Source organism: Mucilaginibacter sp. GW822-FHT03E02 (genome assembly GCF_058801545.1).
The window spans coordinates 1,291,335-1,305,664 of record NZ_JBXANJ010000002.1; the positions used below are offsets into that span (position 1 = coordinate 1,291,335).

At 43.6% G+C, this 14,330-nt stretch carries 7 protein-coding genes; all 7 read right to left on the bottom strand.

What is annotated here, in order from left to right; genetic code table 11:
* Positions 1 to 36 precede the first annotated feature (36 nt).
* The 7 genes from AC1RM2_RS31990 to AC1RM2_RS32020 all read right to left on the bottom strand — a co-directional run bounded on the left by AC1RM2_RS31990 (position 37) and on the right by AC1RM2_RS32020 (position 14,037).
* The gene (locus tag AC1RM2_RS31990) at positions 37 to 1,467 is read right to left on the bottom strand and encodes a family 43 glycosylhydrolase (RefSeq protein WP_492989187.1); all 1,431 of its coding nucleotides are present in this window, start codon (positions 1,465 to 1,467) and stop codon (positions 37 to 39) included.
* Between the two features lie 52 nt (positions 1,468 to 1,519).
* On the bottom strand, positions 1,520 to 2,251 hold the full coding sequence (locus tag AC1RM2_RS31995; RefSeq protein WP_492989188.1) for a hypothetical protein: 732 nt from the start codon (positions 2,249 to 2,251) through the stop codon (positions 1,520 to 1,522).
* A 778-nt stretch (positions 2,252 to 3,029) separates the two neighbouring features.
* Complete coding sequence (locus AC1RM2_RS32000; RefSeq protein ID WP_492989189.1) at positions 3,030 to 4,700, bottom strand: GH35 family beta-galactosidase; 1,671 nt, start codon at positions 4,698 to 4,700, stop codon at positions 3,030 to 3,032.
* A gap of 32 nt (positions 4,701 to 4,732) precedes the next feature.
* Entirely contained in the window at positions 4,733 to 7,177 is a 2,445-nt protein-coding gene (locus AC1RM2_RS32005; protein ID WP_492989190.1) for a glycoside hydrolase family 2 TIM barrel-domain containing protein, read from the bottom strand.
* A gap of 39 nt (positions 7,178 to 7,216) precedes the next feature.
* The gene (gene galA, locus AC1RM2_RS32010) at positions 7,217 to 9,649 is read right to left on the bottom strand and encodes a beta-galactosidase GalA (RefSeq protein ID WP_492989191.1); all 2,433 of its coding nucleotides are present in this window, start codon (positions 9,647 to 9,649) and stop codon (positions 7,217 to 7,219) included.
* 82 nt (positions 9,650 to 9,731) lie between these two features.
* Positions 9,732 to 11,819, bottom strand: coding sequence for a discoidin domain-containing protein (locus AC1RM2_RS32015; RefSeq protein ID WP_492989192.1), 2,088 nt, complete (start codon positions 11,817 to 11,819; stop codon positions 9,732 to 9,734).
* A 13-nt stretch (positions 11,820 to 11,832) separates the two neighbouring features.
* Entirely contained in the window at positions 11,833 to 14,037 is a 2,205-nt protein-coding gene (locus tag AC1RM2_RS32020) for a right-handed parallel beta-helix repeat-containing protein (protein WP_492989193.1), read from the bottom strand.
* Between the last annotated feature and the right edge of the window lie 293 nt (positions 14,038 to 14,330).

Consider the following 14,330-nt stretch of genomic DNA (forward strand, 5'->3'; position numbering starts at 1 on the left):
CAGAATAGTTGCATTTCCGGAGCGCATTTAGATAAGTTAGTGAGTCTTGAAATTCCACTTGGAATTCTCACTATTCATATCAAATTTGGCGAGTGTAGGCGTGCTGTCGCCAGATGAAACTAAAGCCAGCTTTTCCCCCGAGTTTGGAATCACCTTTGGCATAATCCTATAAGTTCCATCAGTCAGCTGATCAATTCGCCATAATTGCTCCGGTGCTCCGGTAAACGCTGGAACGGTCACAAGCTCAGCTTCGGCTGTTGCCGCCAATGCACGGTCTGTTCCGGCAATTACTATTTTATAATACGGTCCGCCCAGGTATCCCCCTGCGCCAGGAACTGGCGAAATTGCCCATTTTTGATGCGGGCGGAACATATAATCGCTTATCCGCACACCAATATTTCCGGCTGGCCAGCCTTTAACTACATCTGCTAACTCCTGGGATGGTACCGGTTTCACCGGTTCATCATTATTCCGGTTAAATCGCATCCCACCAGGCATTCTCGTAAAATCAACGCCCAATTCTAAGGCATAGCCCCTTCGCTCAGACTCAATCTCATAAGTTCCTTCTTTAAAGTTATCACCTCCCACAGGCCATCCATTTTTCCATCGCAACGGGCGGATACCTAATACGCTACGGCCACTTTGATCCAGATCTGCCTCGTAATGGCAAGACATTTTTTCTACCCCATCGCCAACTACAATACGTCCAAAATGTCCTGGTCCAATCAGTCTGTCACCAGCTGCAACTACCATTTTGCCGCCGCCCTTCAACATATCCCTTCCTATATTATCAAGGTACGGCCCGGTTACTTTTCTGGAGCGGCCAACAACAATATTATAAGTTGAGTTTGGGCCATCGCAGCAGGTACCATGTGTTCCAAGCAAATAGTACCATCCATCCCGATATAACAAATCTGTGGCCTCACAATCAATAGCTATGTTTAGTGCCTTATTACCTTCAACACGCTTACCCGTTTTAGGGTCAAGCTCCACCAGGCGTATATACCCAAAATAGGTACCGTAGGATAACCATAACCTTCCATCGGTTGGGTCAAGCAGAAGCCCCGGATCAATAGCATCACAATCTTCAATACCATCAGACGAAGCAACTTTTACAGGTTCCGAGTATTTAAAATCCGGTGACTTTGGATCAAGCGACTTATTCCACATGGTTAATATTGTTCCGTTATGACCGCCCGCCAGGCCGCCGCCGGTGGCGCCATAAACAATAAGGTAGCGATCACCAATTTTTAATACATCAGGAGCGGCCCCGCCGCCATTCCATGTCCAGCCATCTTCGGATATTAACCCGCCTCCAAATGTTCCGAATGTGTAATACTTTCCATCGCATTCTGCAATGGTAGAGGGGTCATGTATAAATGGTTTGCCAACTTGTGCATTGGCCTGTCCGGTTAATAACAATGAAAACAGGGCTATAGTACTTAATACCTTCACTATTAATTTCATAATAACTCAATTGTTTTTACAAATTCGATGTTAAATGGGATGATCAGTTAATTTATTGCAGCGTAATAGTTACATCTTTTATCGGCGCTCCTTTTTCATCCAGCAGCCGAACACAAAAATCACTGAGCCCGGGCCCATTGATCACTGCTCCGCGTATGATATTTTTCCCTTTATTTAGTGTCAGCCGGACCGAAACACAATCATCCATTACCATGCGCCTGTCCCCATCAAGTATTACTGCTTCTTTGCCATTCAGCCACCACATTGATCCTCCGTTTGACCCTACCGCCAATCGTACATTTTTTATCTCGCGCGGACTGTTTACTACAGTTACCGCCCAAAACAATACGGCATAGGTCTGTTTCCTTAAGCCATAGGCAAAACGAAATAATTTGACGTTGAAATTTGGGCTTTCCAATGTATGCCAAAACAATTCCTGCTCGCCAACTTTTACTTTTTCACCATTCTTCGGAATAACCGTAAACTGGTTTGGGAAATAATCGGTTTCAAACTGCGCTTTCAGGTAGTTAACGGTAAAAACAAGATTACTCCGTATGGATTTGTTAATGGGTTCCAATAGTGACCAGCGCTGAATAAACCCTTCACTATTCGGAGCTTTTTTTGATGCGGTAGCCGGGGTAAATAATGGCGCGATACTTCGTACAGTATCATTTTCGGTTATAACATCTATCTTGCCTGGAGTTGCAGACTGTCCTTGTGATCTTAATCCTGACAGAATTACAAAGCCCGCCGCCAACAATAGTGCACTGCGTTTAATATTCATGGTAGATTCTTTAACTTAAATCAATTTTGGTAAATAATAAATTGTCGAAATACAAATGCGCTTTCGGCCTGTTGATGCGTTGCATAGAAACCGTTTGCATGGTACATCAATAGCCTGATACCCTCACATCTCATTGATGATACTTAGGGTTAACATTAAAATATTTCTTCAATTTTTAAAAATGGCTTATAGATTATTGTCCCAAAACTATACCTTCAGAAAAGGACATCACCACACTATTCAGCAATAAAAGTCAACTTTTGTCAATAATGTGAAAAAAACGGTTGCATTGCCCCCCCTTTTGCCAATTTGATTTATTATACCTAAAGACCTGAACCAGAGTATCAAGGATGGTCATTTTAAAATTAACCAACAAGGGTCAACAAGATGTGGATTATCCAAACGTATGGCACGGTTGGACTTTTACGACACCAACGGGCAAAGCCTGATTGTGCGAAAAGTGGAAAAACAGGCCCATGACCAAACGCAAAAAGCGGGGATATCGCCGCAGGAAGTGCTAAAGTAAGTCTCAAACATCAAACCAGCGGGCGGGACGCAGAACTAAAGCAGGATCAGGGTAAATCACAAACCCGGCAGGCGCAAAAAGAAAGTGCCAAAGAGCAGACTGCCGCCGGCCCCAAAAAATGACCAGGGCGGCAGGCATAGGGTTCGCCTTTAGCCGCATGCCATGGAAGCTTGCAAACCAATCACCTGATTTTTTGAAGCCTGAATTGCCAAAAAAAGTAATTGAGATCGAGAATTTTCAAAAAGAATATGTTCATTTCATTTGATAGGTTATCACTTTGTAGACTGCAGGAGTTTGAACTTCTATATTCTTGGCTGATTCCAATACAGGTTGGCCTGGTCCTGGCTGAGGAGGAACTATTTGTCCGTCTAAAGTTTGAGTTACCATAGCTTTACGCCCTGTTATAATCAAACAGTCATGATGCCAGGTTTCATCGCCATTAAGCATCCGGGTAGTTACCCACTGTTCTCCTTCAAACTTTCCCTCAAACACCTGTCCGATGCGAATATTTTTTGATGGATTTTTCGATTGGAATTTTAATCGTGCTGTAATGCCCGCTACTAAATATTCATCTGGGGCAGTTTGAATAACCAGGCCATATCCTGTATTGTCCCAATTATTATATTCTACAATTACTTTATCCTCCCCAAATACAAGCGTGTCGGTAGTCCTGTTCTTAGTACGCATAAATCCCCGCATTTTACCAGTACCCTGATATTTTATGATGTATGGCATTAATTCATTTATTACAGAGATTGCCTGCCGATAAGCCAAATTGGGATAAGCATCTTCTATCCCAAAAGGAGAAAAACAAATGGCATCATGTTCTGCATAGGCATAAAAAGCCCTGGACTGTTCGGTAGTGCTTTCGGGAATAAAAAGCGGATTATCAGACCGATGATACATCGACAATATTTCCTTATAGTTAGGTGCGTAAATATCGGGGGCGCATAAGTCTATATCAGGGGCAATGGCTTTGTAAATATCAAACACCCGGGATACAGGCCCTCCGTTGGGATATACCCCGGGTAAATCAGTCGGCTGAACCAGCCAGGCATTTACATACATTGGCAGGTTTAGTTCTTTTTTGCCTAAGCGGCATATTTCATTAATATAGCTGGCGTATTGCCACGTCATGAAGAAGTTTTGTGCACTTTTCATGGTATCTGCAAATATTTCAGACCATGTACCTTTGGTTTTGCTTCCGTTTTTTTGCCAAACATATTTCATTTCAGGGCTCAGATTATTCGTATTTTTTTGCAAATACCGGGTTAAAGTTTCCGGAACCTGCGAATTAAATAAGTCAAGCGCTTGTTTATTATAATCTATATCCTGAAATGCACCAACTTCGTTTTCAGCTTGGATCATTACAACCGTATGTTCTTTATCTGTTTCCCTTATTCGTTTCATTAACTGCACAAACGCCTTAGCATCTGCCATTTGCGCTTCCTTGCAAAAAGCCGAAATTACTTCGCCGGTGCTCCCGTTACTTTGCTTCAGTTTAAAAAAACGTTTTGAATCTTTTTTTACCCAAAGTGGCGGGTAAGTAGACAGTCCATTTTTCCAGCTTCCAAACCATAGCAAACAAAGTTTTAGTTTGCTTTGACGGGCCTGGGATATGATCCCGTCAATGATAGAATAATCAAATTTACCCTCCTGAGGTTCCAGTTGATCCCATGCGATTGATGCAAGAACTGTATTAAGTCCCATTTCTTTTAATTTGGGTAAAATGGGTGCCAGATATGTTAAATTGGAGGATGTAGAGTTATGCAACTCCCCGGCAACCATAATAAATGGCTTACCATCAACATACAACCTGGTTATATTACCCTCATGTTTTAATTGAGGTAATTCTTGCGCGTATAAACAATGAAATTGAATAGCTGAAGAAAATAAAAGCGTAAGTAGAATTAATTTTTTCATAAAATAGATTTCTTTATAAGCCTTCACAAGCGTTAGTGCCCAAGTGTTTTAATATTTAAAATAGCCGCTGACACATCGAGGGAACTGACGGTCAATTTAACATCACCCGCACCGTGAGTACTTCTAATTACAACCAGCGCACGTCCGTGCCAGGCTTTGTGCGAATTTCCGACATAGGAGTCCGTATCTTTCATATCCCCATTGGCTACACCGGCAATTATTCCAGGGCCTTCAATTTTGAAAAACAATCGGTTCGCAGCATTTGGCTGAAGTATACCGTCCTTGTCGGTTATCTCAACGGTAACATAAGATAAATCCTGTCCATTAGCTATTATCTCTTTCCGATCAGCAGTTAGCTTGATTTTGGCAGCGTCACCGGAGGTTTGCAAAACGGTTGATTCAAGCTCTTTACCGTTACCCACGCCTACTGCTTTAAGCCTGCCAGGCGAATAAGGCACATCAAATTCAGCTTTATGTTCCTGCTCATCAGTAGTAGGCTTTTCGCCAATGAGTTTATCGTTGAGGTAAAGCCGTACCCTGGGATACTTTGAATAAACTTCTACCTTAATGGCCTTTCCCAAATACGCCGGCCAGGTCCAGCTTTCCCAGGTGGGCCATACAGACCACCAGGTTGTTTTAATTTCCAAAGGATCAGGTTCGGGCTCACGAACAGCCATGTAGAGTTTTTCGGTATTATTATATAGCAGGTTACGATAGTGCGAAATCGGCTTTCTCCACCCAATCACATCAATATCGCCACAATAAGCGCCATGCCAGGGAAAAAAATCATGTTCCCAGTGTTCACCGGGCACGTCGCCCGAATAATACCAACGGCCTATCCCCGATTCTCCGAGATAATCCATAGCTGTCCAAACAAAATCCCCAAGCACATAATTGTTGTTTTTTACCAGCTTCCAGTTGGCAAAAGCATCCTTGGGATACGACTCTGTTTGAACAATCATCCGTGAGGGAACCCGCTGATGATCTGAAGCCGCACTCCACAAATGATAATTATAGCCAGCCACATCATGCGCTGCCATGAGAGAGTCCATAATCGCCCATTCCTTACCATTTTCCACAATAGCAGATGTTACAGGGCGTACGGTATCTATTTTTCTTATCGCTTCTGCAAGCATTTTGGCTGTTTTTACAGCGTCGGGGCTACCCCTCTCCACTATTTCGTTACCGATGCTCCACATAACAATCGAAGGGTGATTACGATCCCGCAAAACCATGGCATCCAAATCGCGTTTCCACCACTTGGCAAAATATTGCGCATAGTCCTTTTTGTTTTTGCCAATTCTCCAACAATCAAACGATTCGTCAACAACCAATAGGCCTAACCTGTCGCAGGCATTTAAAAAAGCTTCGGAAGGTGGATTATGTGAAGTTCTTACCGCGTTAAATCCGGCTTCTTTGAGTAACTCGACCTTACGCTCCTCTGCACGGTCAAAAGCGGCAGCACCCAGGCAACCATTATCATGGTGCACACATCCGCCATTGAGTTTTACTGTTTTGCCATTAAGCTGAAATCCATTTTCAGGCGTAAATTTTATGGAACGTATGCCAAAACTCGTTTCCGTTTTGTCAACTACATTTTTATTTAGAATGATACTTATTTGAGCATCATATAAACGGGGTGTTTCCGGTGTCCACTGCTGCGGAGCTGCTACAATGATAGTTTGCGTAACCTCTTTCTCACTATTTGCAGCCAGTTTAACCTCTACTTTATTATTTCCTGCATTTTTAGAATTTTCATCCTTTAACAAGGTGCTAAGAGCAATACTTTGAGGCAAATCACTTTCATTTTTTACCAATGTTTTAATTTGAACAGTCGCTTTTTGGGAAGAAACAGCAGGGGTTGTAATGGCAACTCCCCAATTGGCTATATGCACAGCATCAGTAACATTCATCCAAACATGGCGATAAATGCCCGAACCACTGTACCACCTGCTGTTTACTTGTTGCGAATTGTCTACCCGCACCGCTATCACATTTTCATTATTAAAATCTAAATAAGGCGAAAGGTCATAACTAAAGGATGAATAACCATAAGGATAAACTCCAAGCGATTTTCCATTAACAAACACTTCAGAATTCATGTAAACCCCTTCAAAATAAACGGAAACTTTTTTGCCTTTCCATTCACCCGGAGCTTTGAAGGTTTTCCTATACCAGCCAATACCTGCCGTGAAATATCCTCCAGCGCCGCCCACGGGGTTTTTAGGACTTATTTTGCCTTCGATACTCCAATCATGCGGTAAATCAAGGCTCCGCCAACCCTTATCATTAAAATCTCTTGATTTTGCTGATGCAGTATCTCCTAAGTAAAACTTCCAGTTATAATCAAATAGTCGTTTTCGTTCAATTTTAACAGCATTTTGAGCCTGGCACACAATGCTAACAGCCAAAAACAGCACTGTTGTAACCATTGCTTTAACGTGGTATGTAATATTATAAGTTTTATGCAACCTCATAGTGATCTTTAATTTCTTTGAAGAAATAATATTTTAACCTTATTTGACTTTAATAACAACCTCATCTCCTTTAAGGGTTTCGGAAGTGGCTTTTAAGCGGATTTCCCCGGCCTGCCTATTTGATTGGACCAGCACCAGGCAATATCCGTTGAACGCCATCCGCTGGCTGGCTTTATCCGGTTCATGGCTGCTGGGATTACCATTGCCTGTGCCAATGATTCTTCCCGGGCCTTCAATTGAAAACTTTACCAGGTTTGCCGCCGTAGGGACTACCCTGCCTTTGGCGTCTTTAACCGCCACCCGGATAACAGCCACATCTGTACCATCTGCTTTAAGGGTGTTGCAATCGCTCTTCAAGGTTAATTGCGCCGGAGTAGTTGTTGTTTCAACAATGTCCCTGGTTACCAAGTTTCCGCCTTTATATCCCCTGGCTTCCAATTTACCTGGTTTATACATAAGGCTCCATATCAATTTAGTATATGGAGTTGCTTTCTGCTTACCTATGTTTTTGCCGTTAAGGAATAGCTCTACCTCGTCGCAGTTGGTGTAACAATGCACCTTTACGCTGTCTCCTTCTTTGCCAGGCCAGTTCCAATGCGGAAAAATATGAACAACGGGATCATTTGTCCAGGCCGCTTTGTACGCATAATACCCATCTTTGGGGAAGCCGCATATATCCATAAATCCGAAATGTGATGTAACGCATGGCCATTGGTATGGAGTAGGCTCACCACGGTAGTCAAAACCTGTCCACACAAACAAGCCTCCCAGATAAGGATATTTAACAATATCCGCCCAGTCTTCGCCGGGTAACGGCCCCCAGTTGGGTTGCCATAGTCCGAGATTTGAAACATAACCTTTTCCCCAATCGTTCTGATACTCACCACGGGTTGAAATGAAACTTGTGGACTCTGTACAAAACTCAACTCGGTTAGGATATTTTTCATGATCTTTCACATACGCCAATCCCTTGTCTCCATAGTTATATCCCACAATATCCAGCACATCGCTATATCCGCCTTCATTCCGCCCGTGATTCATTGCAGCGGTGACAGGACGCGTTGGATCAATTTTATGGGTGATGTCAACCAGGGTTTTTAGTATCCTGGCCCCGGTTACCGTACCTTGAATCCATTCCTCATTTTCCATACTCCACATAAATATCGACGGGTGGTTGCGATCCCGGTATAACATGGCTTTCAAATCGTTTATCCCTTCTTCAGAACTCGACAACATCCGGTTTTCGTCCAGCACAAGTAAACCCATCCTGTCGCACATATCAAGCAGTTCCGGTGTGGGCGGATGATGGGAACAACGATAAGCATTGCTGCCCATTTCTTTGAGCAACTTTAATTTGTATTCGTTTATTTTATCAGGGAGGGCTACGCCAATCCCGGCAAAATCCTGGTGGTTACAGGTGCCCTTCACCGGGTAAAGCTTCCCGTTTAAAAACACCCCCTTCCGGTTTATTTCGATTGTCCTTACCCCAAAAGTGGTTTCGTAATTGTCGACTACTATCCCGTTTTCAGAAACTTCAGTCAGTACCTTGTAAAGGTTTGGTGTTTCGGGTCTCCAGAGCAAGGGCTTTTGAATTGTTCCTTTTTGTGAAAGCTCCGTTGTACTAAATGGCTCAATTATTTGCGATGAAGTTTTTGTATCAAGCACCGCTCCTTTATTATCTACAATTTTAGAGGTGAGTTTAATGTTTTTAACTAAGCCGTATTCGTTTTTAATATTGGTTTTTACGTTTACAGCAGCTTCACCGGGCCAGGCTAAAGATGTAGTAACGTAGGTGCCAAACCGGTCGACATGGAGCTTGTCGGTTTTATTGAGCCAAACGTGCCTGTAAATCCCACAGCCTTCGTACCACCAACCTTCATATTCGGTAGCATCAACCTTTACCAAAATAACATTTTTGCCTTCGTTACCGTAACGCAAAACATCTGTCAAATCATAGTTTGAGGGTGTGTAACCACTTTGGTGGCTGCCTAAGAGCTGACCATTGACCCAAACAGTACTGTTTCTAAATATCCCATCGAACTCAATAGATATTTTTTTCCCCTTATCGGTTTCTGGTATTTCAAACTCTTTTCTATAAAAGCCTGTTCCACCGGGTAAATATCCGCTTACAGCAGGCGAGCTGCCGATTGATTTATCATTAACAAAAGTTCCCTCCACACACCAATCGTGCGGAAGGTTTACTTCCTTCCAGTCTTCGGGTTTAAATGTAGCTGCTTTATCTACATCGGTATAAGCAACAATGGTTTCTTTATTTGTTTCAACTTTGACATTGATATCTGTTAAGCCTCCATAACCGGCAGCTTTCACTGCCCGTTTGATAGCAATATCGCCTTTGTGAAACTGCCAGCTGAAGTCAAAATTCTCTTTTGTCCTTTTCGATGGCGTGTTTTGGGCCGTTGCATTTAACGCTAATAAAGCTGCAAACAAGAGTGCAATCCCCCGCAGTAGCATATTAAATAACTGATTATTAGTATGACTATGTGTATTCATCATTTAAATAGATAACCGGCTCCTTAAAGACCGGACGATAACATTAGGGTTGGCTTGTAATTACATCTACTTCGGCATATCCTGTATTATCGTTGCCTTCCGTATTCTTCAAAGCCCTCAATTTAATATAGCGCGCTTTTACAGCCGCAAAGTTTTTAATTTGCATCAGCGGATTGTTTTTGATATTGGGGAACTCTCCTTCATCAACCAGTTTCCATTCTTTGTTGTCGGCAGATACGTAAAATTGATAAGTTGTAATAATGCCGGGGCCCCACAAACCCGGATCGGGCAAATACCTGAAACCAGACAGGGTTTCTTCTTTTCCCAGGTCGATCACCAAATCAACCGGCATTTTTTTATCCTTACCCTGGTGCCATACTGTCGACGGATCTCCATCTAAAATTGCGTTAGCCTTTTCGTCGCTTACTCCTAAAATTCTCCAATCCTTGCGGGGCAAGTCAAATTTCTCCTCAACTTCGGGGCTGCTTTTGCCCGTGGTAGGGTCGCCGGCAATTGCCTTCACGTCCAATTTTCCATCTGTTTGAAACGGACCAGTATATTTTTTTGAACCCGTGGTGGGTGCACTGCCATCCAGTGTGTAATAAACTGCCGATTCCTTGTCTGCCGGGGTTATAATTATTTTACTGGATTGGTCCCTGATTATAGATGGCGCAGTCAAAATCTGCGGCGCATCATAAACACCGATATTGGAAATAACAATACAACTTTTTGAATCCTTAATAGTTAACCGAACCTTTGTAGCCCTCACACTCGGGAAAGTAAGGATACGTTTGTACCCAATCGTCGTCGCGTTAGCTACTTCTTTCCAGTTACCGTCAACCAGGGCTTCAACCGTGAATGCCTTCACCCTTTGGCCCAACCGGATGTACTCCTGCACCAGGAAACGATTGAATGTAGTTGGCTTACCCAAATCGATAGTTAGCGAAGCAGTTTTTATATTATCGTCCGTTGCCCAATAAGTGTCTTTATTATTATCAACAGCTTTGCCGGCACCAAATTCCTTATTGTTGCCACGAACATTGGAAGCCGTTGTTTTCTTTATTTTAGCCAGGTCCACCGCAAAGGCTTCCTTAACCGCTTTACCAAATTCCAGGGCTGCTTTTTCATCTCGTTCATTGATCAAGCCATTGGGCATGATCGGAAAGTTAAGCAGGAAAGTAGCATTACGGCCAATGGAGTGATAGTAAGTGTCCATCAGCTGGGGCAGCGTTTTTACCTTAGTGTCTTCACCGGGATGATAAAACCACTCCGGCCGGATGGAAGTATTTACTTCGGCGGGAACCCACCTATTACCGTTCTCCAAACCGTAATGCAGCATATTGTAGGGCACATCACCAGTCGCATTAAGCAGGCTCCAATTGGTTTCGCCTACATACCCTGATTCTGTTCCTACCCAACGAAGATCGCCCCTCTCGCCCCCGTCGTTCCAGATTACGCAATTTGGCTGCAGTTTATGGATAAGGGCATAAGTATTCTTCCAGTCATAATAGGTCGTCCGGTCAATAGTACGGGTTTCATCGGCACCGCCGTAATAACCCGACCCTCCGTTAGCACCATCAAACCATACTTCAAAAATGGGCCCATAATTAGTCAGTAGCTCAGTGAGCTGATTCCTGAAATAGGTAATGTATTCCGGTTTACCATAATCAGGGCTGTTTCTGTCCCAGGGTGACAGATAAATGCCCAATTTCAGACCATATTCTTTACAGGCGGCGGCCATTTCCCTCACTACATCGCCTTTGCCATTTTTCCATGGCGAATTTTTAACCGAATACGCTGTATATTTTGATGGCCAAAGGCAAAAACCGCAATGATGCTTCGCGGTAATGATGACTCCTTTCATACCTGCTTCTTTGCAGGTACGTGCCCATTGCCGGCAATCCAGGTCCTTTGGATTAAACAAATTCACATCTTCGTTACCAAATCCCCAGGATTGATCGGTGTAGGTGTTCAATGAAAAATGCACAAATGCATAGGATTCCATTTGTTGCACACGCAATTGGTTACTGGTTGGCACCGGGCCAAATGGTTTAGGCGCACTGATTTGAGCGCTGCAAAACACTGCCGGCCATAAAGAAAAAACAATTCCCAGGAAAAAATTTCTATTCATAAATTCATATTTATTACATCTTTAATTCAATCTTTTGCTTCAACTGGTGTTGGTTGCGAAAGACCACTATTTCGGTATTTTTCCCGGCAACCGCACTCCGGGCTTCCAGCAGATCTTTAAGGTTGTTAATCTGCCTGCGATTAAAAGTCAGTATTACATCATTGGCCTGAAGGAATGCCGATGCGGCCGATCTATGGGCAACAGAGAGCACCAACACACCCCTGATCTGATCCATGCCGGTTGCAGATTGCTCGCCGGCTGTGCCCAGGTTTTTGACCCTGGCACCCATAAAATCTATTGCATCATCTTTACTTAAATTATTAGTGACAACGACTGCCGGGAAGATTGGCTTTTTTGCAATGGTCTTCAGCCGCGCGGAAACAACACCGAAATTATCCATCGCGAAGTTTTTGAACCCGACGGACAACGCAGCGGCACCCTCATTCACGCGAAAATCCCCTTTTTCAGTATTTTCAAAGGTTAGGGGGCCGTACACCGAATGACTGTCCGTTCCGCGCAAACGGGCTTCAGCCAGTGAAGAAGAATCAGAAAAAGTGTTATAATCAACTTCCTTTCCCCAGGCGGAAATACCGATAGGTAAGTATCCTGTTCCAACGATATTATGGCGAAACACGTCGCCGCTGTTCTTAAACCATACGTGGGGATGAAAAGTATTATTAACCATGATATTGTTTTCAACAACACGGTTTACGCCCTCCCGTAGCTTGATACCTCCGTTTAAACAAAGGTTATTGTAGATAAGATAGTTGCTGGATCCGTCGTCCAGGTCAATATCCCAACCATGGTCGCAGCGGAACCGGTTGTTACGGATGACTATGGGCCTCACCACATCAAGGAGTGCAATGCCGGGGTTTTCGGCAACAATTGAATCAAGTTTTTTCTTATCGGCCTGCCAGTAACGGTCGCGGCCCCAGGAATTGAAAGAACCATGGTCTCCGGTTTCTTTTACCGTATTGAACACATCATTATATTCAATGATATACCCTCCCCAGGTTCCTTCATTTACATTTATACCGGAACGGGGCACATCGTAAATGGTATTGTGGCTTACCGTGATATCCTGACTCATAGATAGCTGCACCCCGGCTGATTGTTTTTCTACATAACCAAGGTTAAACATCAGGTTATCATAAACCTTACAGTCTTTTGGATAGTTGTTTGTTTTGGGCCCGGGTGTACGGTCAATTTCCGCCGGAGGTATATACTGGTAATATTCAAAACTGGGCGAACGTACCGCACCCGGGTCGCCGACAAAACAAATGCCGCTTGCACCGATTTCGGAAATCTGACATCCGGACACTTGACAGCCGCGATTAAATTTGCTAAAAAAAACAGCATTGTTGCCCAAATCATGTAGCACACAATTTTCGAGGTTGCAACGTACCGCACCCTCGTAATATACTGCCGCGCCCCGGTAAATTGTCCAGTCGCTGCGCAGCAAGGGCTCCTTGTTTTGCATAAAAGTGCGTACCGTCTCTGTTAATGTAAGGCCAGAGATAGTAATATTTTTGACCGGCTTTTCTTCCGTCCCCCTGAATTCAAATAAATGGGCAATCTGTGGCGTTTCAAACCTTGCAGCCTTTAAATCAAGGCCTTTAGATGGGAGATAATATAATATTTTCGTTTTCTTATCATAATACCATTCGTTGACCGTGTCAAGCTCTTCAAAAACATTCTCTGTATAACGATATCTTTCATGCATGCCCGAACGCCGGTTATTTTGCCAGCCACCTTCCAGTATAGGTTGGCCGCTGACGTCTTTCCTTGTTATGATGTAATGAAAATCTCCCCACCTGGCACTGTGCAATGCATGCACATACCCTCCTGCTGGCGACTTCCACCTTGCAGCCCGTTCTTTGCTTATTGCATCGGCTGCTGTGCCACCAAGAAACTGAGCCGACGGATCATAGTTTGGGTAACGGGCCATATGTTGTAATTTACCGTTCACAAACAGTTCATCAAAAACAAGATCATGACCCATCTTAGCCTGCCAGATACCGTTTTTATATGCTGTCCAATTCAGGCCGTCTAATTTAGCGCCGCCGCTTATGATAACCTTCTGGTGGTCAACATTGGTCAAAGTGAGGGGCTCATTATCCTTCCTGGAGTCGGCAGAGCCAAACACCACAGGCTTGCTAAAATAATAGGTACCTCCGTATAGCCTGATAAAAACAGCTCCCGAAATTTTCCGTGCCATAGTCAACGCACCAGTTATGGACGCCAACGGTTCACTTTGGGTACCTGGATTGCTATCACTCCCGCTGACGGAAACATATAAATTAGTTTGTGCGTTGCTACCGGCCGGCCATAAAAACGCAGCAAATAAAACCGCTGTTATTATTAAGTTCCTTATTTTTCGCATTTAATGCTGTTTAAAAATTACCCCGTATGTTGACGTTGCCCCGTCATGCCTTTTACCCGAACATTTTACAACACTCAATCGATTGCAGAATGTATTCAATTATCATTTTTGTTTATTCAGTATACCAG

Excerpts from the sequence above, each read along its gene's own strand:
- AC1RM2_RS31990 (WP_492989187.1), bottom strand. The coding sequence starts at position 1,467 with ATGAAATTAATAGTGAAGGTATTAAGTACTATAGCCCTGTTTTCATTG.
- AC1RM2_RS31995 (WP_492989188.1), bottom strand. The coding sequence starts at position 2,251 with ATGAATATTAAACGCAGTGCACTATTGTTGGCGGCGGGCTTTGTAATT.
- AC1RM2_RS32000 (WP_492989189.1), bottom strand. The coding sequence starts at position 4,700 with ATGAAAAAATTAATTCTACTTACGCTTTTATTTTCTTCAGCTATTCAA.
- AC1RM2_RS32005 (WP_492989190.1), bottom strand. The coding sequence starts at position 7,177 with ATGAGGTTGCATAAAACTTATAATATTACATACCACGTTAAAGCAATG.
- galA (WP_492989191.1), bottom strand. The coding sequence starts at position 9,649 with ATGCTACTGCGGGGGATTGCACTCTTGTTTGCAGCTTTATTAGCGTTA.
- AC1RM2_RS32015 (WP_492989192.1), bottom strand. The coding sequence starts at position 11,819 with ATGAATAGAAATTTTTTCCTGGGAATTGTTTTTTCTTTATGGCCGGCA.
- AC1RM2_RS32020 (WP_492989193.1), bottom strand. The coding sequence starts at position 14,037 with ATGGCACGGAAAATTTCGGGAGCTGTTTTTATCAGGCTATACGGAGGT.